A 17,669-nucleotide genomic window follows, 5' to 3' on the forward strand; every position below is an offset into this window, starting at 1 on the left:
CATGCGTGCTTGATTTATCTCGCGGCCGGTGCGACTCTGGCCGCAGACAGCTCGAGGAGGTGCTGCGTGGCGGATCTCGAGGCGATCCTGAGCGACCTGGACGCGGAGAGTCAGGAGGTCGACGGGCTCGTGGCCGGGCTCGCCGCGCAGGACTGGGCGCGCCTGACGCCGGCCGAGGGCTGGACGATCGCGCACCAGATCGCGCATCTGCTCTGGACCGACCAGAAGGCGCTGCTCTCGGCCACGGAACCCGACGAGTTCGGCGAGGAGCTCAAACGAGCCCTCGCCGCGGGCGACGACTACGCCGGTCAGTGCGCCGCCGAGCTGGCGACCGCGCCTCCCGGCGAGCTGCTGGCCCGGTGGCGGGAGGGCCGTGCCGAACTGCGTCAGGCGCTGGCCTCGGTGCCCAAGGGAGCGAAACTGCCGTGGTACGGGCCACCGATGAGCGTCGCCTCCCTGGCGACCGCCCGGCTGATGGAGACCTGGGCGCACGGCCAGGACGTCGCCGACGCACTCGGCGTCCACCGCGTCCCCACCGGCCGGCTCTGGCACATCGCGCGCTTCGGCGTGCGCACGCGGGACTTCGCGTTCGCCGTCAACTCGCTGGCCCCTCCCGTCGAGGAGTTCCGTGTCGAGCTGACCGCGCCGGACGGTGACACGTGGGCGTTCGGGCCCGACGACGCCGCCGAGCGGGTCACGGGCAGCGCGCTCGGGTTCTGCTTCGTGGTGACCCAGCGCAGGCATCCCGCCGACACCGACGTGCACGCCGAGGGCGAGTCGGCGCGGGAGTGGCTCGGCATCGCGCAGGCGTTCGCGGGCCAGCCCGGCGCGGGACGTGAGCCGGGGCAGTTCGCATGATTCGCATCGGCAACGCCTCGGGTTTCTACGGCGACCGCTTCTCCGCGATGCGCGAGATGCTCACCGGGGGGCCGCTCGACGTGCTCACCGGCGACTACCTGGCCGAGCTGACGATGTTGATCCTCGGCCGTGACCGGCTCAAGGACCCGGGCCGAGGCTATGCGAAGACGTTCCTGCGCCAGCTCGAGGACAACCTCGGGCTCGCCAAGGACAAGGGCGTCACGATCGTCACCAACGCCGGCGGGCTCAACCCCGCCGGGCTCGCCGACGCGCTGCGCGAGCTGGCGGACCGGCTCGGGCTCGACGTCCGCGTCGCCCACGTCGAGGGCGACGACCTGCTGCCCCGCGCGGGCGAGCTGGACCTCGGCGAACCGCTCACCGCCAACGCCTACCTCGGCGCGTGGGGCATCGCCGACTGCCTGAAGGCCGGCGCGGACGTGGTGGTGACCGGCCGGGTCACCGACGCCTCGGTGATCGTCGGCCCCGCCGCGGCGCACTTCGGCTGGGCGCGCGACGACTACGACGCGCTCGCGGGGGCCGTGGCGGCCGGGCACGTGATCGAGTGCGGCGCGCAGGCCACCGGCGGCAACTACGCGTTCTTCACCGAGCATTCCTTTGGTGTGCCGGGATTTCCGATCGCCGAGATCCACGCCGACGGCTCCAGCGTGATCACCAAGCACGACGGCACGGGCGGCGTGGTCAGCACGGGCACGGTCACCGCGCAGCTGCTCTACGAGATCGCGGGCCCCCGTTATGCCGGGCCGGACGTCACCGCGCGCTTCGACACCCTCCGGCTCGACGACGACGGCCCGGACCGCGTGCGCATCAGCGGCGTGCGCGGCGAAGCGCCACCCCCGACGCTCAAGGTGTGCCTCAACCGGCTCGGCGGGTTCCGCAACGAGGTCACGTTCGTGCTCACCGGTCTCGACATCGAGGCCAAGGCCGCGCTGGTGCGGGAACAGCTGGAGGCCGGGCTCGGGCAGCGGCCGCCGCGGGAGGTCCGCTGGACGCTGGGCCGCACCGACCACACCGACGCCGACACGCAGGAGGCGGCGAGTGCGCTGCTGCACTGTGCCGTCAAGGATCCCGACCCGACGATCGCGGGGCGGGCGTTCAGCGGCGCCGCCATCGAACTCGCACTGGCGAGCTACCCCGGCTTCCACGTCACCGCGCCGCCCTCGGACGCCTCGCCCTACGGCGTCTACACCGAGGCCTACGTCGACGCGGCGCGGGTGCCGCACGTCGCCGTGCTGCCGGACGGCACCAGGGTGGACATCGCCAAGGCCGGGCGCACGCTGGCACTGTCCGCCGTGGACGAACCGGAACTGCCGGAACCGTTGCCGGATGGACCTGTGCGCAGGGCGCCGCTCGGCCTCGTCGCGGGTGCGCGCAGCGGCGACAAGGGCGGCAACGCCAACGTCGGCGTGTGGGTGCGCTCGGAGGCAGCGTGGCGCTGGCTGGCGCACACGCTCACCGTCACCGAGCTGAAACGCCTGCTGCCCGAGACCTCGGGGCTGGAGGTGCGCCGCTTCGTGTTCGGCAACCTGCGGGCCCTGAACTTCGTGGTCGAGGGGCTGCTCGGCGAGGGCGTGGCGGCGCAGGCCCGCTTCGACCCTCAGGCCAAGGCACTGGGCGAGTGGCTGCGCGGCCGGCACGTCGACATCCCGGAGGAACTGTGGTGACCGACGTCTTCGCCACCCCGGAACGGCTCGCGTTGCGCCAGACCGTCCGCCGGTTCACCGAGACCGAGGTGCTGCCCCACCTCGCCGGCTGGGAGCGCGCCGGGGAACTGCCGAGAGACCTGCACCGCAGGGCGGGTGAGCTCGGACTGCTCGGCATCGAGTTCCCGGAGAGTGCGGGTGGCGGGGGCGGTGACTACCTCGACGCGCTCACCGTCGCCGAGGAGATCCACTACGCGGGCGGGTCGGGCGGGCTGATCGCCTCGTTGTTCACGTGCGGCATCGCGGTGCCCCACCTGGTCGCAGCGGCAGACGGGACCCAGCTCGAGAAGTGGGTCAGGCCGACACTGCGCGGCGAGCTGATCGGCGCGCTCGCGGTGACCGAGCCCGACGGCGGTTCCGACGTCGCCGGGGTGCGCACCACCGCGCGCCGCGAGGGAGACCACTACGTCGTCAACGGCGCCAAGACGTTCATCACCTCCGGTTGCCGGGCCGACTTCGTCACCACTGTGGTCCGCACGGGCGAACCCGGCGCGCGCGGGCTCTCGCTGCTCGTCGTCGAGAAGGGCACCCCGGGGTTCACGGTGACCCGCAAGCTCGACAAGATGGGCTGGCACTGCTCCGACACCGCTGAACTGTCCTACGTGGACGCTAGAGTGCCGGTCGCGAACGTGGTGGGCGCGGAGAACAGCGGATTCGCCCAGGTGGCCACGCAGTTCGTCACCGAGCGGCTGTCACTGGCGGTGCAGGCCTACGCGACCGCGCAGCGCGCACTGGATCTGACGCTGGAGTGGTGCCGGCTGCGGGAGACGTTCGGGCGACCGCTCATCTCGCGCCAGCTCGTGCAGCACAAGCTCGTGGACATGGCCCGCAGGATCGACGTCGCGCGCACCTACGTCCGCCAGATCGCCCAGCGTCACGTCGCCGGCGAGGAGGTGATCGCCGAGGCCTGCTTCGCCAAGAACACGGCGGTGGAGACGGGCGAGTGGGTGGTCAACGAGGCGGTGCAGCTGCACGGCGGGCTCGGGTACATGAGTGAGTCCGAGGTGGAACGGCACTACCGCGACATGCGAATCCTCGGCATCGGCGGCGGCACCACCGAGATCCTGGCCGGGCTCGCGGCGAAACGATTGGGGTACACGGCGTGACGGCACTGCGTTCCACACTGGACACCGCGAGCGCCGAGTTCGCGGGCTACCGCGACGCGATGCTCGCCAAGCTCGCCGAACTGGAGACCGAGCACGCCAAGGCCGTCGAGGGCGGCGGCGAGAAGTACACGACCCGCCATCACCAGCGGGGCAAGCTCCTCGCGCGCGAGCGGATCGAGCTGCTGGTCGACGAGGACTCGCCGTTTCTCGAGCTCTCGCCGCTGGCGGGCTGGGGCAGCGATTTCACGGTCGGCGCCAGCGTGGTCACCGGCATCGGCGTGGTCGAGGGCGTCGAGTGCATGATCATCGCCAACGACCCCACGGTGCGCGGCGGATCGAGCAACCCGTGGACGGTGCGCAAGATCTTCCGCGCCTCCGACATCGCGCTGGAGAACCGGCTGCCGGTGCTCAACCTGGTGGAGTCGGGCGGCGCGGATCTGCCGACGCAGAAGGAGATCTTCATCCCCGGTGGCAGGCTGTTCCGTGACCTCACGCGGCTGTCGGCGGCCGGGATCCCCACGATCGCGCTCGTGTTCGGCAACTCGACCGCGGGCGGCGCGTACGTGCCGGGCATGTCCGACCACGTCGTGATGATCGAGGAGCGCTCCAAGGTCTTCCTCGGCGGGCCACCGCTGGTGAAGATGGCCACCGGCGAGGAGTCCGACGACGAGTCGCTCGGGGGCGCGGCGATGCACGCCCGCTCGTCGGGTCTGGCCGACTACCTCGCTCGCGACGAGCCCGACGCCCTGCGGATCGGGCGTCGCATCGTCGCCAGGCTCAACTGGGCAAAGCGCGGCCCGGCCCCGGCTCCGGTGAGCCCGCCCCGCTACGACGAGGAGGAGCTGCTCGGCGTCGTGCCCGACGGGCTCAAGGTGCCCTTCGACCCGAGGGACGTGCTCGCGCGGGTGGTCGACGGTTCCGAGTTCGACGAGTTCAAACCCTTGTACGGCACCAGTCTCGTCACCGGCTGGGCACGCGTGCACGGCTATCCGGTGGGGGTGCTCGCCAACGCGCGCGGCATCCTGTTCAGCGAGGAGTCGCAGAAGGCTGCCCAGTTCATCCAGCTGGCCAACCAGACGAACACGCCGCTGCTGTTCCTGCACAACACCACCGGCTACATGGTGGGCAAGGACTACGAGCAGGGCGGCATCATCAAGCACGGCGCGATGATGATCAACGCCGTGTCCAACAGCAAGGTGCCGCACGTCTCGCTGCTGATCGGCGCCTCCTACGGCGCGGGCCACTACGGCATGTGCGGCCGGGCCTACGACCCGCGGTTCCTGTTCGCGTGGCCCAGCGCGAAGTCCGCCGTGATGGGCCCGCAGCAGCTGGCCGGGGTGCTGTCCATCGTGGCCAGAGCGGCCAGCGAGGCGCGCGGGCAGGCCTACGACGAGGACGGCGACGCCGCCATGCGGGCCGCGGTGGAGGCTCAGGTGGAGGCCGAGTCGCTGCCGACGTTTCTGTCCGGCCGTCTCTACGACGACGGCGTGATCGACCCGAGGGACACCCGCACCGTGCTGGGGCTGTGCCTGTCGGCCATCCACACCAACTCCGTCGAGGGTGCCCGGTTCGACGGCACCGGCTTCGGCGTCTTCCGGATGTGAGCTGATGATCGAGAACGTTCTGGTCGCCAACCGCGGGGAGATCGCACTGCGGATCTTCCGGTCCTGCCGCGACGCCGGGATCGGCACCGTCGCCGTGTACTCCGACGCCGACGAGGCCTCGCCCCACGTGGCGGCGGCCGACGCCGCGATCCGGTTGCCGGGCGACACCCCGGCGCAGACCTACCTCCGTGGCGACCTCGTCGTGCGGGCCGCGCTCGCCGCTGGCGCCGACGCGGTGCACCCCGGTTACGGCTTCCTGTCGGAGAACGCGGACTTCGCGCGTGCCGTGGCCGAGGCGGGGCTGGTCTGGATCGGGCCGGAGCCCGGCGCGATGCGGGCGATGGGCTCCAAAGTGGAGTCCAAGCGCCTCATGGCCGACGCCGGGGTTCCGGTGCTGCCCGAACTCGACCCCGCCGAGGTGAGCGAGTCCGACCTGCCCGTGCTGGTCAAGGCCTCGGCTGGTGGCGGAGGGCGTGGCATGCGCGTGGTGCGCGAGCTCGCCGGCCTCGACGAGGCGGTGCGCGGCGCGAGCGCCGAGGCGGCCTCGGCGTTCGGCGACGCCACCGTGTTCTGCGAGCGCTACCTGGACACGGGGCGCCACATCGAGGTGCAGGTGCTGGCCGACACGCATGGCACCGTGTGGGCCGTCGGCGAGCGGGAGTGCTCGATCCAGCGCCGGCACCAGAAGGTGGTGGAGGAGACTCCGTCGCCGCTCGTGGACGCGGCGATGCGGGAGCGGCTGTTCGCGGCGGCCACGAGCGCGGCCAAGGCCGTGGACTACACGGGTGCTGGCACCGTCGAGTTCCTGGCCACCGGGGACGGTGACTTCTACTTCCTCGAGATGAACACGCGCCTGCAGGTGGAGCATCCGGTCACGGAGTGCACCACGGGCCTCGACCTGGTGGCGTGGCAGCTGCGGATCGCCGAGGGCGCCCGGCTCGACCCAGAACCTCCACAGTGGACGGGGCATGCCATCGAGGTTCGGCTCTACGCCGAGGATCCCGCTGAGGACTGGCAACCGCAGAGCGGAACCCTGCACACCGTCGAGGTGCCCGGGGTGGTGGCCGAGTTCGTCGTGCCGGGCTCGTACGGTATCCGGCTCGACAGCGGCGTGGTCGACGGCTCGGTGGTGGGCGTGCACTACGACCCGATGCTCGCCAAGGTGATCTCCTATGGTCCCGAGCGTGCCTCGGCCGCCCGTGCGCTCGCGGGCGCACTGGCGCGGGCGCGCATCCACGGTCTGCGCACCAACCGCGACCTGCTCGTCAACGTCCTGCGGCATCCCGCGTTCCTCGCGGGCGAGACCGACACCGCGTTCCTGGACCGGCACGGCCTCGCCGCGCTCGCGGCGCCGCTGGCCGACGGTGACGCGGTCCGGTTGTCCGCGCTCGCCGCGGCGCTGGCCGACGCGGCGGCCAACCGCGCTCGGGCCGCGGTGCTGGGAGGGCTGCCCAGCGGCTGGCGCAACGTGGGCTCGTTGCCGCAGCGCAAGACCTACACCGTGGCCGGCGTCGAGCACGAGGTGCGCTACCGGCTCGGCCGCGACGGTCTGCGCGCCGAAGGCTTCGACGACGTGACGCTGGTGGAGGCGCGGCCGGAGCACGTGGTGCTGGAGACCCGAGGCGTGCGGCGGGTGTTCACCGTCGCCCGCTATCCGGGGCTGGTGGCGGTGGACTCGCCGCTCGGCCCGGTGAGCCTCGTCCCCGTGCCGCGCTTCACCGACCCGGACGCCGAGGTCGCGGCGGGCTCACTGCTCGCCCCGATGCCCGGCACGGTCGTCCGGATCGCCGTGGAGCAGGGACAGGCGGTGCGCGCGGGGGAGCCGCTGCTGTGGCTCGAGGCGATGAAGATGGAGCACCGCATCGCCGCACCCGCCGACGGCGTGGTGACGGAACTGCCCGTGGTGGCGAGCCAGCAGGTCGAACCCGGCACGGTGCTCGCGGTCGTGAACACGGAGGAGTAGAGCGATGGAGTTCGTCGAGTCCACCGAACGGCAGGAGCTGCGCGCGGCGGTCGCCGCACTGGCGCGCGGCTACGGCCACGAGTACTACGCCGAGAAAGCCCGCTCCGGCGGGCACACCACCGAGCTGTGGGACGAGGCGGGCGCACTCGGCTACCTCGGCGTGTCCGTGCCCGAGGAGTACGGCGGCGGCGGAGCGGGCATCGGCGACCTCGCCGCCGTGTGCGAGGAGTTCTGCGCCGCGGGCACGCCCATGCTGCTCATGGTCGTCTCGCCCGCCATCTGCGCGACCGTCATCGCCCGCTTCGGCACCGACGAGCAGAAGAAGCACTGGCTGCCCGGCTTCGCGAACGGCAGCGTGCGCATGGCCTTCGGCATCACCGAGCCCGACGCCGGGTCCAACTCACACCGCATCACCACCACGGCGCGGCGCGACGGCGGCGACTGGATCCTCAGTGGACGCAAGGTCTACATCTCCGGCGTGGACGAGGCCGACGCCGTGCTGATCGTCGGCAGGACCGAGGACGCCAAGACCGGGCGGCTCAAGCCCGCGCTCTACATCGTGCCCACCGACGCGCCCGGGTTCGAGTACCGCAGGATCCCGATGGACCTGGTGTCGGCGGACAGCCAGTTCTCGCTGTTCCTCGACGACGTGCGCCTGCCGGCCGAGGCGCTCGTCGGCTCGGAGGACGCCGCGATCGCGCAGCTGTTCGCCGGGCTCAACCCCGAGCGCATCATGGGCGCGGCGTTCTCCGTGGGCATCGCGCGCTACGCACTCGACAAGGGCGTGGCCTACGCCAAGGAGCGCAACGTCTTCGGCGTGCCCATCGGCGCGCACCAGGGGCTCGCGCACCCGCTGGCCCAGGTGAAGATCGAGCTCGAGCTCGCCAAACTGATGACGCAGAAGGCCGCCGCGCTCTATGACTCCGGCGACGACTTCGGCGCGGGCGAGTCGGCCAACATGGCCAAGTACGCGGGCGCGGAGGCGGCCATCCGGGCCGTGGACCAGGCCGTGCAGGTGCACGGCGGCAACGGGCTCGCGTCGGAGTACGGGCTCGGCACGTTGCTCGGCGCCGTGCGCGTCGGCCGCATCGCCCCGGTGAGCAGGGAGATGGTGCTGAACTTCGTCGCCCAGCACAGCCTCGGCCTGCCCAAGTCCTACTGAGTCCTACGACAGAGGGAGCACGACCGTGACACTCGCGGGCAAGACACTGATCATGTCCGGCGGCAGCAGGGGCATCGGGGAGGCGATCGCCGTGCGCGCCGCCCGCGACGGTGCCAACGTGGCGCTGCTCGCCAAGACCACCGAGCCGCACCCGACACTGCCCGGCACGATCTACACGGCGGCCAAGGCGATCGAGGAGGCGGGCGGCACGGCGCTGCCCATCGTCGGGGACGTGCGGGACGAGGACGGCGTCGCCGAGGCCGTGGCGAAGGCGGCCGAGCAGTTCGGCGGCATCGACATCGTCGTGAACAACGCCAGTGCGATCGACCTGACGCCGTCGGAGCACATTCCGATGAAGCGCTACGACCTGATGCAGGACATCAACGCGCGCGGGTCGTTCGTGCTGGCGCGCAGCGCGATCCCGCACCTGCGCCGGTCGGACAACCCGCACATCCTCACGCTGTCGCCGCCGATCCGGCTCGAGGAGAAGTGGTTCCAGGCGGGACATCTGGCCTACAGCATCGCGAAGTACTCGATGAGCCTGGTGACCGTCGGCCTCGCCGCCGAGCTCAAGGGCGACGGCATCGCGGCGAACTCGCTGTGGCCGCGCACGACGATCGACACCGCCGCCATCCGCAACGTGGTGGGCGCTGAGCTGGCCAACCGCTCGCGCACGCCGGAGATCATGGCCGACGCGGCGTACGCGATCCTCACCACGCCGAGCCGCGAGGCGACGGGCCGCTTCTTCATCGACGACGAGGTGCTGGCCGCCGCGGGCGTCACCGACCTCGCGAAGTACCGGATCGGCGAGCGCGAGGAGGACCTCCAGCTCGACTTCTGGGTTGATCCGGCTTGACGGCCAGGCGCGACGGACAGGTCCTGCGCGAGCCGAGGCAGGAACGCAGCAGGACGACGCGACGGCGGCTCATCGACGCCGCCGTCGAATGCCTGGCCGAGCTCGGCTGGCACGGCACCACGGTGTCGATGATCGCCGAGCGGGCGGGAGTCTCGCGCGGCGCGGCGCAGCACCACTTCCCGACCAGGGAGGACCTGGTGGTGGCCGCCGTCGGCCACCTCGGCGAGGAACAGATCGCCGAGCTGCGCGCCCGCGCCGCGGCGCTGCCGGCGGGGCCGTCGCGTGCCCTGCCGGTCGCGGAGATGCTGCTGGATCTCTACACGGGCGTGAAGTTCCGCGCCGCGCTGCACCTGTGGGTCGCCGCGTCCACCGACGAGGCGCTGCGCGAGGTGCTGGTGCCGTTGCAGGCGAAGGTGGGCCGCGAGGCGCACCGCGTGGCGCTGGAACTGCTCGGCGCGGACGAGAGCAGGCCGGGCGTGCGCGAGACCGTGCAGGCGACACTGGACCTCGCGCGCGGACTCGGACTGGCGAACCTGCTCGCCGACGACACCAACCGCAGGCGCCAGATCACGAGGCAGTGGGCGACGCTGCTCGAACCCGTGGTGCCGTAGGCGTGCTAGCCCCGCGCGGTGGCGTCGGAACCGATGTCCTCGAACCACAGCTCGGGGCTGCGCTCGATGAAGCGCGACATCAGCTCCACGCACTCGGGGTCGTCCAGCAGCGTGATGCGCACGCCGTGTTCGGCGAGCCAGTCGTGCCCGCCCGAGAACGTGGTGGCCTCGCCGATCACCACGTGGGAGATGCCGAACTGGCGCACCAGTCCGCTGCAGTACCAGCACGGCGAGAGCGTCGTGACCATCACGGTGTCGCGGTAGTGCGGCCTGCGCCCCGCCGCGCGGAAGGCGCTGGTCTCGGCGTGCATCGACGGGTCGTCGTCCTGCACCCGCCGGTTGTGTCCGCGGCCCAGGAGCTCGCCACCGGCCGTGAACAGGGCCGCGCCGATGGGGATTCCGCCCTCGGCCTCTCCCGTCCTGGCCTCGTCGCGTGCCACGGCGAGCAGGGCGGCGGTGTCGATGGGTTTCATGATCCCACTGTCCGGCAGCGCGTCCGGGCTGACAAGGGCCGACCGGACGCTGGCGAGAGTGGTGAGCGAGCGCTTAGTATGTCGCGGTGGCCAACGACGCCTCCGGGGACGGATCAGCTCTGCGTGGCACCCAGCATGCGCAGTGCGAGCTGGCCGTACTCCGTGCCGAGTTTCTCCGGGGTCTTGCGATGGCGCTCGGTGTACCAGCGCGCGACGTCGATGCCCAGCGAGAGCAGTGCACGCGCGGCCGTTCCGGGATCGGCGACGGTGAACTCGCCCGACTCGGTACCCGCCACCACGAGCTCGCGCAGGATGCGTTCGATGTCGCGGCGCAGCCCTGCCACCACCGCGTACTCCTGCTCGGGCAGCGCGCCCAGCTCGTACTGCACGACGCGGGCCACGGTGTGCCTGCGCGCGTGCCACGCGACGAACTGCTCGACGATCCCGCGCACGGCGTCGGTGGGGGAGTCCGTGTTCTCGGCGGCCTGCTTGACCAGCGCCAGCACCTGCTCGTGGCCGCTGCGGCTGATCGCGAACAGCAGCGCGGCCTTGGAGGGGAAGTGCACGTACAGCGCGGCGGGGCTCATCCCCGCGCTGCCCGCGATGTCGCGGGTGGTGGTGGCGTGGTAGCCGCGCTGCGCGAACGACTCGACCCCCGCGAGCATCAGTCTGCGCGCCGTCTCCGGCTGGACCTCCGGCCACAACTCGGCCGACAACGACATCGTCATGACCAGAGTGTAAGCGAGCGCTTAGCGCGGATTGGAGATCGGCACCGGTGAACTCACTCAAGGACCGCGTGGCCATTGTGACAGGCGCGAGCAGGGGCATCGGCCTCGGCGTCGCCAGGGAACTGGTGGAGCGCGGCGCCAAGGTGTGCATCACGGCGCGCAAGCCCGATCCGCTCGCCGAGGCGGTGGAGCAGCTCGGCGGCCCCTCGGTCGCACTCGGCGTGCCCGGCAAGACCGACGACCCCGAGCACCAGGACGACGTCATCGCGCGAACCATCGAGACGTTCGGCGGACTCGACTTCCTGGTCAACAACACCGGCATCAACCCGGTTTTCGGGTCGATCCTCGACGTGGACACCGACGCGGCGGCCAAGCTCTTCGGCGTCAACGTGCTCGCGCCGCTGTCGTGGACCCGCAAGGTGCGCGACGCGCGGCTGGGCGAGCACGGCGGCGCGGTCGTCAACGTCTCGTCCATCGCGGGCCTGCGTACCTCGCCCGGCATCGGGATGTACGGCGTCACCAAGGCCGCGCTGATCCGGCTCACGATGGAGCTCGCGGGCGAGCTGGGACCGGGCATCCGCGTCAACGCCGTCGCGCCCGCCGTGGTGAAGACGAAGTTCGCGACCGCCCTGTACGAGGACCGCGAGGACGAGGTGGCCTCGGCCTACCCGATGAAGCGGCTCGGCGTGCCCGCCGACATCGCGAGTGCCGTGGCGTTCCTGTTGTCGGACGAGGCCGGGTGGATCACCGGGCAGACGCTCGTGCTCGACGGCGGTGTCACGCTGGGCGGCGGGCTGTGACCGCGCGGCTCGACGGCGCGGGCGTGGTCGTCACCGGCGGCGGCGGCGGGATCGGCGCGGCGCTGGCGCGGCGGCTGGCCGGTGAGGGCGCACGGCTCGTGCTGGCCGATCTCGACGGCGACGCCGTGACCGCGGTGGCCGAGGAGGTCGGTGGCGTGGCCGTGGTGGGCGACGCGGCGAGCGAGGACGGCGTGCGGCGGCTCGTCGAGCGCGCCCGCGCCGAACTCGGCGAGATCGACCTCTACTGCGCCAACGCGGGCGTCGCCGTCCACGGTGGACCGGAGACCCCCGAGGACGGCTGGGCGCTGTCGTGGGAGGTCAACGTGATGGCCCACGTGCGAGCCACGCGCGAGCTGCTGCCCGCGTGGCTGGAGCGCGGGCGCGGGCACTTCCTCGCCACCGTGTCGGCGGCCGGGCTCCTGACGAGCCTCGGCTCGGCGCCGTACTCCGTCACCAAGCACGGCGCCCTGGCGTTCGCCGAGTGGCTCTCGGCGACCTACCGCCACCGCGGCATCACGGTGCAGGCCGTGTGCCCACAGGGCGTGCGCACCAAGATGCTCGCGGACACCGGCGAGGAGGGCGAGTTCATCATGGGCGCCACCGCGATCGAGCCGGAGGACGTGGCCGACACGTGCCTGGAAGCGCTGCGCGACGGACGGTTCCTGATCCTGCCGCACCCCGAGATCGCCGGCTACTACGCGGCGAGGGCGACCCAGAACGAGCGCTGGCTGGGCGGCATGAACAAGTTGCAGCGCAAAGTGGAGGAACAGATCGCGCGGTGAGCGGGTGGTTGCCTAGGGTGGCGGTATGTCTGGCATGTCTACGGACCACGTCATCGTCGCCACCACCACCGACTCCGAGGACGCCGCGCACGCACTGGCCGCCGCGGCCGTCGAGACCAAGCTCGGCGCGTGCGCGCAGATCGTCGGGCCCATCACGAGCGTCTTTCGCTGGGAGGGCATCGTGGAGACCGCCCGTGAGTGGCGCGTCGAGGTGAAGACGGCGGCCGACCGCGCCGAGGCCCTCACCGAGGAGCTGCGCGCCCGCCACGCCTACGACGTGCCCGAGGTGATCGTCACGCCGATCATCGGCGGCCACGCCGAGTACCTGTCCTGGCTGGAAACGGAAACCCGCCCCTGACCCTGGCCGCGACTGCGGTGAAGGGCACCTTTACTGCGTTGGATGCAGTAAAGGTGCCCTTCACCGCGGTCGGCGGGGGCTAACCGGGGAGGTCCACCAGGGTTGCCAGGGTGGCGCGGTGCTTGCCCGGCGTGCCCAGTGCCAGCTGGCTCGCCTTGGCGCGCTTGAGATACAGGTGCGCCGGATGCTCCCACGTCATGCCGATGCCGCCGTGCAGCTGCACGCACTCCTCGGCCGCGTGCACGGCCACCGTCGCGCAGTACGACTGCGCCACGGCCACCGCCACGCCCGCGTCGTCGCTGCCGGTCGCCAGCGCGTCCGCCGCGTAGCGCGCCGCGGCCCTCGCGGCCACGAGCTCCAGCCACACGTCGGCGATGCGGTGCTTGAGCGCCTGGAACGAGCCCACCGGGCGGCCGAACTGGTACCGGTCGCGCACGTGGGCCACGGTCGTCTCGAGGCACCACTGCGCCACGCCGAGCTGTTCGGAGGCGAGCAGTCCCGCGCCGGTCAGCAGCGCGTGCTCCAGCGCCGCCGGAGCTCCGTTCGCGCCGGCCAGCAGCGTCGCCTGGGCACCCGCGAACGTCACATCCGCGATCCGGCGCGTGAGGTCGAGCGACACCGGTTCCGCCACGGTCGCCGCGCTCGCCTCCACGGCGTAGAGCCCCGGTCCGTCCGGCCCGGTCGCCGGCACCACGAACACCTCGGCGGCCCCGCCGTCGGCCACCGAGCGCACGGTGCCGCTGAGCCGTCCGCCGCCGTCGGCCGCGACCGCCGACGGGAACGCCGAGCCCGGCGCCGTCGACAGCGGCACGGCGAGCGCACCGCTCGCCTCGCCCGAAGCGAGCCTGCGCAGCAGAGCCGCCACCGGCTCGTGCCCGGTGTCGGCGCCGAGCAGCGCCGCCGTCGCGAGCACGGCGCTGCCGAGGAACGGCACCGGCGCCACGCTGCGACCCAGTTCCTCCAGCACCAGCGCGGTCTCGCGCACCGACGCGCCCTGCCCGCCCAGTTCCTCGGGCACGGGGAGCCCGGCCAGGCCGAGCTCCGCGGCGAGCGTGCGCCACAGCTTGGTGTCGTACGGTTCGGCGCTCTCGACCCGCGCCAGCAGCGCGGTGGGCTCGCAGCGGTCGGTGAGCAGATCGCGCACGCTCGCGCGCAGATCGGTCTCGACGTCGGAGTACAGCAGGTCCGGAGTGCTCATCGGGGCAGGTCCTTCCACGCGACGTCCTTGTCGGTCCGCGGTTCGGACGGCAGCCCGAGAACGCGCTCAGCGATGATGTTGCGCAGGATCTCCGAGGTGCCGCCCTCGATCGAGTTCCCCTTCGCGCGCAGGTAGCGGTATCCGGCCTCGCGGCCGGTGAAGTCGACGAGCTCCGGTCTGCGCATCGTCCAGTCGTCGTAGCGCAGCCCGTCGTCGCCGAGCAGTTCCACCTCCAGCCCGGACAGCGCCTGCGACAGGCGGGCGAACGCGAGCTTCATCCCGGAGCCCTCGGGCCCCGGCGAGCCGACGGCGAGCTGCTGGCGCAACCGCGTGCCCGCGAGCCGGAACGCCTCGGACTCCGCCCACAGCGTCAGCAGCCGGTCGTGCAGCTCCGCCGTGCGCAGCTCGGGCCGCTCGCGCCACGTGGCCGCGACCTTGCCGAGCATCCCGCCCTCGCGCGGCATCGCGTTGCCGCCGATGGCCACGCGCTCGTTCATCAGCGTCGTCTGCGCGACGCGCCAGCCCTCGCCCACGGCGCCGAGCCGGTGGGCGTCGGGGATCCGCACGTCGTTGAGGAAGACCTCGTTGAACTCCGCCTCGCCGGTGATCTGGCGCAGCGGCCGCACGTCCACGCCCGGCTGCGTCATGTCGCACACGAAGTACGTCATCCCGGCGTGCTTGGGGACATCGGGATCGGTGCGGGTCACCAGGATCGCCCACCGCGCGGTGTGAGCGCTGGAGGTCCACACCTTCTGCCCGTTCACCACCCAGTCGTCACCGTCGCGCACCGCGCGGGTGGCCAGCGCCGCGAGGTCCGATCCGGCGCCCGGCTCGGAGAACAGCTGGCACCACACCTCCTCGCCGGTCCACAGTGGACGTAAGAAGCGCTGTTTCAGCTCGTCTGAGCCGAACCGCAGCACCGTCGGCGCGGCCATGCCGAGCCCGATGCCGATGCGGCGCGGGTCGTTGTCCGGCGCACCCGCCGCGGCCAGTTCGGCCTCCACGACCGACTGGAGCTCGCGCGGCGCGTTCAGCCCGCCGAGCCCCACCGGGTAGTGCACCCACGCCAGCCCGGCGTCGAACCGGGCGCGCAGGAACTCCGGGCGCTCCGTGGTCGCGGGATCGTGTTCGGCCAGCAGCGCGGCGACCCGGTCGCGCAGCTCTGCGGCGTCTATAGTGGACTCACTCATCACAGGTACCTCTTCAGCTCGCGGCGCGCCAGTGAGCGCTTGTGCACCTCGTCGGGACCGTCGGCCAGCCGCAGCATCCGCGCGGCGGCCCACAGTTCGGCCAGCGGGAAGTCCTGGCTCACCCCGCCCGCGCCGTGCAGCTGGATCGCCTTGTCGAGAATCCACTCCACCGACGCCGGAGTGGCGATCTTGATCGACTGGATCTCGGTGTGCGCGCCCTTGTTTCCCTGGGTGTCCATCAGCCACGCGGTCTTGAGCACCAGCAGCCGCAGCTGTTCCACGCGCACGCGTGCCTCGGCGATCCACTCCTGAACCACGCCCTGCTGCGCGAGTGCCTTGCCGAACGCCTCGCGCGAGACGGCCCTGCGGCACATCAGCTCGATGGCGCGCTCGGCCATCCCGATGAGCCGCATGCAGTGGTGGATCCGGCCGGGGCCGAGCCGGGCCTGTGCGATCGCGAACCCGCTGCCCTCGGCGTCGATCAGGTTCTCAGCCGGCACCCGCGCGTCGTCGAAGATCACCTCGGCGTGCCCGCCGTGGTCGCCGTCGGTGTAGCCGAACACCTGCATCCCGCGCTTGACGTGCACACCGGGCGTGTCCCTCGGCACGAGGATCATGCTCTGCTGGCGGTGCGGCTCCGCGTCGGGATCGGTCTTGCCCATCACGATGAAGATCCGGCAGTTCGGGTTCATCGCACCGGAGATGTACCACTTGCGCCCGTTGAGCACGTAGTCCGCGCCGTCACGGCGGATGCTGGTGGCGATGTTGCGCGCATCGGAGGAGGCGACGTCGGGTTCGGTCATCGCGAAGGCGGAGCGGATCTCGCCGTCCAGCAACGGTTGCAGCCACTGCTTGCGCTGCGCCTCGGTGCCGAACATGGCGAGCACTTCCATGTTTCCCGTGTCCGGCGCGGCGCAGTTCAGCGCAGCCGGTGCGAGCGAGGGGCTGCGCCCGGTGATCTCGGCCAGCGGCGCGTACTGCAGGTTGGTCAGTCCCGCGCCCAGCTCGCCCGGCAGGAAGAAGTTCCACAGCCCGCGCGTGCGGGCCTCGGTCTTGAGCTCCTCGACCACCGGCACGCTCGTCCAGGGGTTCTCGCGCTCGGCGAGCTGCTCGTGGAACACCGGCTCGGCGGGATAGACGCGCTCGTCCATGAACGCGAGTAGCTGTTCGCGCAGCCGCTCGGTCGTCGCGTCGTAAGCGAAGTCCATCAGTCCTCCTCGAGAATCGCGTTGCCGTGCCGCACGAGCGCGGGCACGCCGCCGCCGATCGCCTCGAAGCCCGACCCGACGGTCTTGCCCTGGCTGAACCGGTAGTAGATGCCCTCGAGGATCACGGCGAGCTTGAAGAAGGCGAAGCCCGTGTAGTACGCCAGCGCCGAGACGTCGCGGCCCGAGCGCCGCGCGTAGCGGGCGACGATCTCGTCGGCACCCGGATGTCCCGGCGCCGCGCTGACGTTGCTCACGAAGCTCAGGTCCAGCGAACGGCGCTCCGAGTAGGCCAGCAGCAGACCGAGGTCGGTGAGCGGGTCGCCCAGGGTCGACATCTCCCAGTCCAGCACGGCCGTGATCTCGTCGTCGGAGCCCACGAGCACGTTGTCGAGGCGGTAGTCGCCGTGCACGATCGCGGGCGGCGGTGACTCCGGGATCCGGCGTGCGAGCCGTTCGTGCAGGTCGTCGATGCCGGGCAGGTCCCTGCTGCGCGAGGCGTCGAGCTGTTTCTTCCAGCGGCGCAGCTGCCGCTCGAGAAAGCCCTCGGGCCTGCCGAAGTCACCGAGCCCGACGCTCTCGGGCTCCACCGCGTGCAGGTCCACGAGCGTGTCGACGAGCCGGTCGGCGATGGCCCCGGTGCGCTGCGGCCCCAGCTCGGTGAGCTCCTCCGCGCTGCGGAACGGCGTGCCCGCCACGAAGTCCATCACGTAGAACTGCGCGCCGAGCACGGAGTCGTCCTCGCACAGCAGGATCGTCGGCGGCACCGGCACGCTCGTGGGGCCCAGCGCGCTCATGACCCGGTGCTCACGCTTCATGTCGTGAGCCGTGGGCAGCACGTGCCCGAGCGGCGGGCGGCGCACCACCCAGCTCGCCGAGCCGTCGGTGACGATGTAGGTGAGGTTCGACCGGCCGCCCTCCACCACGGAGGCGGACAGCGGCCCGCCCACCAGACCGGGCCGTTCGTGGTCGAGGTGGGTGCGCAACCGCGCCAGGTCGAGCCCGGGTGGGTTCTCGTCGCTCATCTGACCTCCCTGTCAGCGGTGCGGCCGGT

Annotated in this window: 17 protein-coding genes; 11 read left to right on the forward strand and 6 right to left on the reverse strand. The window is 71.9% G+C overall.

The features are described from left to right. The first annotated feature begins 66 nt into the window (after positions 1 to 66). From JHE00_RS28260 to JHE00_RS28295, 8 genes are read left to right on the forward strand one after another with little or no spacing between them, the layout of a single operon-like run. Complete coding sequence (locus JHE00_RS28260) at positions 67 to 858, forward strand: TIGR03084 family metal-binding protein (RefSeq protein WP_200323873.1); 792 nt, start codon at positions 67 to 69, stop codon at positions 856 to 858. After that, on the forward strand, positions 855 to 2,540 hold the full coding sequence (locus JHE00_RS28265; protein ID WP_200323875.1) for an acyclic terpene utilization AtuA family protein: 1,686 nt from the start codon (positions 855 to 857) through the stop codon (positions 2,538 to 2,540). Before JHE00_RS28260 ends, JHE00_RS28265 begins: the two co-directional genes overlap by 4 nt. After that, positions 2,537 to 3,685 carry an acyl-CoA dehydrogenase family protein gene (locus JHE00_RS28270; protein ID WP_200323882.1) on the forward strand — a complete coding sequence of 383 codons (1,149 nt, stop codon included), beginning with the start codon at positions 2,537 to 2,539 and terminating at the stop codon, positions 3,683 to 3,685. Before JHE00_RS28265 ends, JHE00_RS28270 begins: the two co-directional genes overlap by 4 nt. Then, complete coding sequence (locus JHE00_RS28275; protein WP_200323884.1) at positions 3,682 to 5,289, forward strand: acyl-CoA carboxylase subunit beta; 1,608 nt, start codon at positions 3,682 to 3,684, stop codon at positions 5,287 to 5,289. The genes JHE00_RS28270 and JHE00_RS28275 overlap by 4 nt, the downstream gene beginning before the upstream one ends. Before the next feature lie 4 nt (positions 5,290 to 5,293). Continuing rightward, on the forward strand, positions 5,294 to 7,252 hold the full coding sequence (locus tag JHE00_RS28280) for an ATP-binding protein (RefSeq protein WP_200323886.1): 1,959 nt from the start codon (positions 5,294 to 5,296) through the stop codon (positions 7,250 to 7,252). Between the two features lie 4 nt (positions 7,253 to 7,256). After that, entirely contained in the window at positions 7,257 to 8,414 is a 1,158-nt protein-coding gene (locus tag JHE00_RS28285; RefSeq protein ID WP_200323888.1) for an acyl-CoA dehydrogenase family protein, read from the forward strand. A gap of 25 nt (positions 8,415 to 8,439) precedes the next feature. Further along, a complete protein-coding gene (locus tag JHE00_RS28290) occupies positions 8,440 to 9,270 on the forward strand; it encodes an SDR family oxidoreductase (protein ID WP_307832154.1) in 831 nt (276 codons plus the stop codon). A gap of 23 nt (positions 9,271 to 9,293) precedes the next feature. Then, the gene (locus JHE00_RS28295; RefSeq protein ID WP_200324113.1) at positions 9,294 to 9,881 is read left to right on the forward strand and encodes a TetR/AcrR family transcriptional regulator; all 588 of its coding nucleotides are present in this window, start codon (positions 9,294 to 9,296) and stop codon (positions 9,879 to 9,881) included. Between the two features lie 5 nt (positions 9,882 to 9,886). Here the strand turns inward: JHE00_RS28295 and JHE00_RS28300 are convergent, their stop codons facing one another. Then, complete coding sequence (locus JHE00_RS28300) at positions 9,887 to 10,354, reverse strand: nucleoside deaminase (protein WP_200323890.1); 468 nt, start codon at positions 10,352 to 10,354, stop codon at positions 9,887 to 9,889. A gap of 113 nt (positions 10,355 to 10,467) precedes the next feature. Then, a complete protein-coding gene (locus JHE00_RS28305) occupies positions 10,468 to 11,082 on the reverse strand; it encodes a TetR/AcrR family transcriptional regulator (protein ID WP_200323892.1) in 615 nt (204 codons plus the stop codon). 47 nt (positions 11,083 to 11,129) lie between these two features. Here JHE00_RS28305 and JHE00_RS28310 point away from each other — a divergent pair, with 47 nt between their 5' ends. From JHE00_RS28310 to cutA, 3 genes are read left to right on the forward strand one after another with little or no spacing between them, the layout of a single operon-like run. Continuing rightward, positions 11,130 to 11,882 carry an SDR family oxidoreductase gene (locus JHE00_RS28310; RefSeq protein ID WP_200323894.1) on the forward strand — a complete coding sequence of 251 codons (753 nt, stop codon included), beginning with the start codon at positions 11,130 to 11,132 and terminating at the stop codon, positions 11,880 to 11,882. Then, the gene (locus tag JHE00_RS28315; protein ID WP_200323896.1) at positions 11,879 to 12,664 is read left to right on the forward strand and encodes an SDR family oxidoreductase; all 786 of its coding nucleotides are present in this window, start codon (positions 11,879 to 11,881) and stop codon (positions 12,662 to 12,664) included. The genes JHE00_RS28310 and JHE00_RS28315 overlap by 4 nt, the downstream gene beginning before the upstream one ends. A 34-nt stretch (positions 12,665 to 12,698) precedes the next feature. Continuing rightward, the gene (gene cutA, locus JHE00_RS28320) at positions 12,699 to 13,022 is read left to right on the forward strand and encodes a divalent-cation tolerance protein CutA (RefSeq protein WP_200324115.1); all 324 of its coding nucleotides are present in this window, start codon (positions 12,699 to 12,701) and stop codon (positions 13,020 to 13,022) included. 79 nt (positions 13,023 to 13,101) lie between these two features. Here the strand turns inward: cutA and JHE00_RS28325 are convergent, their stop codons facing one another. Genes JHE00_RS28325 through JHE00_RS28340 form a run of 4 tightly spaced genes read right to left on the reverse strand, consistent with a single transcriptional unit; the run spans position 13,102 to position 17,640 of the window. Continuing rightward, positions 13,102 to 14,220 (reverse strand): acyl-CoA dehydrogenase family protein, encoded by a 1,119-nt coding sequence (locus JHE00_RS28325; protein WP_200323898.1) that lies wholly within the window; start codon positions 14,218 to 14,220, stop codon positions 13,102 to 13,104. Continuing rightward, positions 14,217 to 15,410 (reverse strand): acyl-CoA dehydrogenase family protein, encoded by a 1,194-nt coding sequence (locus JHE00_RS28330; RefSeq protein ID WP_200323900.1) that lies wholly within the window; start codon positions 15,408 to 15,410, stop codon positions 14,217 to 14,219. The genes JHE00_RS28325 and JHE00_RS28330 overlap by 4 nt, the downstream gene beginning before the upstream one ends. Beyond that, the gene (locus JHE00_RS28335) at positions 15,410 to 16,618 is read right to left on the reverse strand and encodes an acyl-CoA dehydrogenase family protein (RefSeq protein WP_200323902.1); all 1,209 of its coding nucleotides are present in this window, start codon (positions 16,616 to 16,618) and stop codon (positions 15,410 to 15,412) included. Before JHE00_RS28335 ends, JHE00_RS28330 begins: the two co-directional genes overlap by 1 nt. Beyond that, positions 16,618 to 17,640 carry a phosphotransferase family protein gene (locus JHE00_RS28340; RefSeq protein ID WP_200323904.1) on the reverse strand — a complete coding sequence of 341 codons (1,023 nt, stop codon included), beginning with the start codon at positions 17,638 to 17,640 and terminating at the stop codon, positions 16,618 to 16,620. The genes JHE00_RS28335 and JHE00_RS28340 overlap by 1 nt, the downstream gene beginning before the upstream one ends. Positions 17,641 to 17,669 lie beyond the last annotated feature (29 nt).

Origin of the sequence: Prauserella cavernicola (assembly GCF_016595675.1) — a bacterium.
GTDB classification, from domain to species: Bacteria; Actinomycetota; Actinomycetes; order Mycobacteriales; family Pseudonocardiaceae; genus Prauserella_A; species Prauserella_A cavernicola.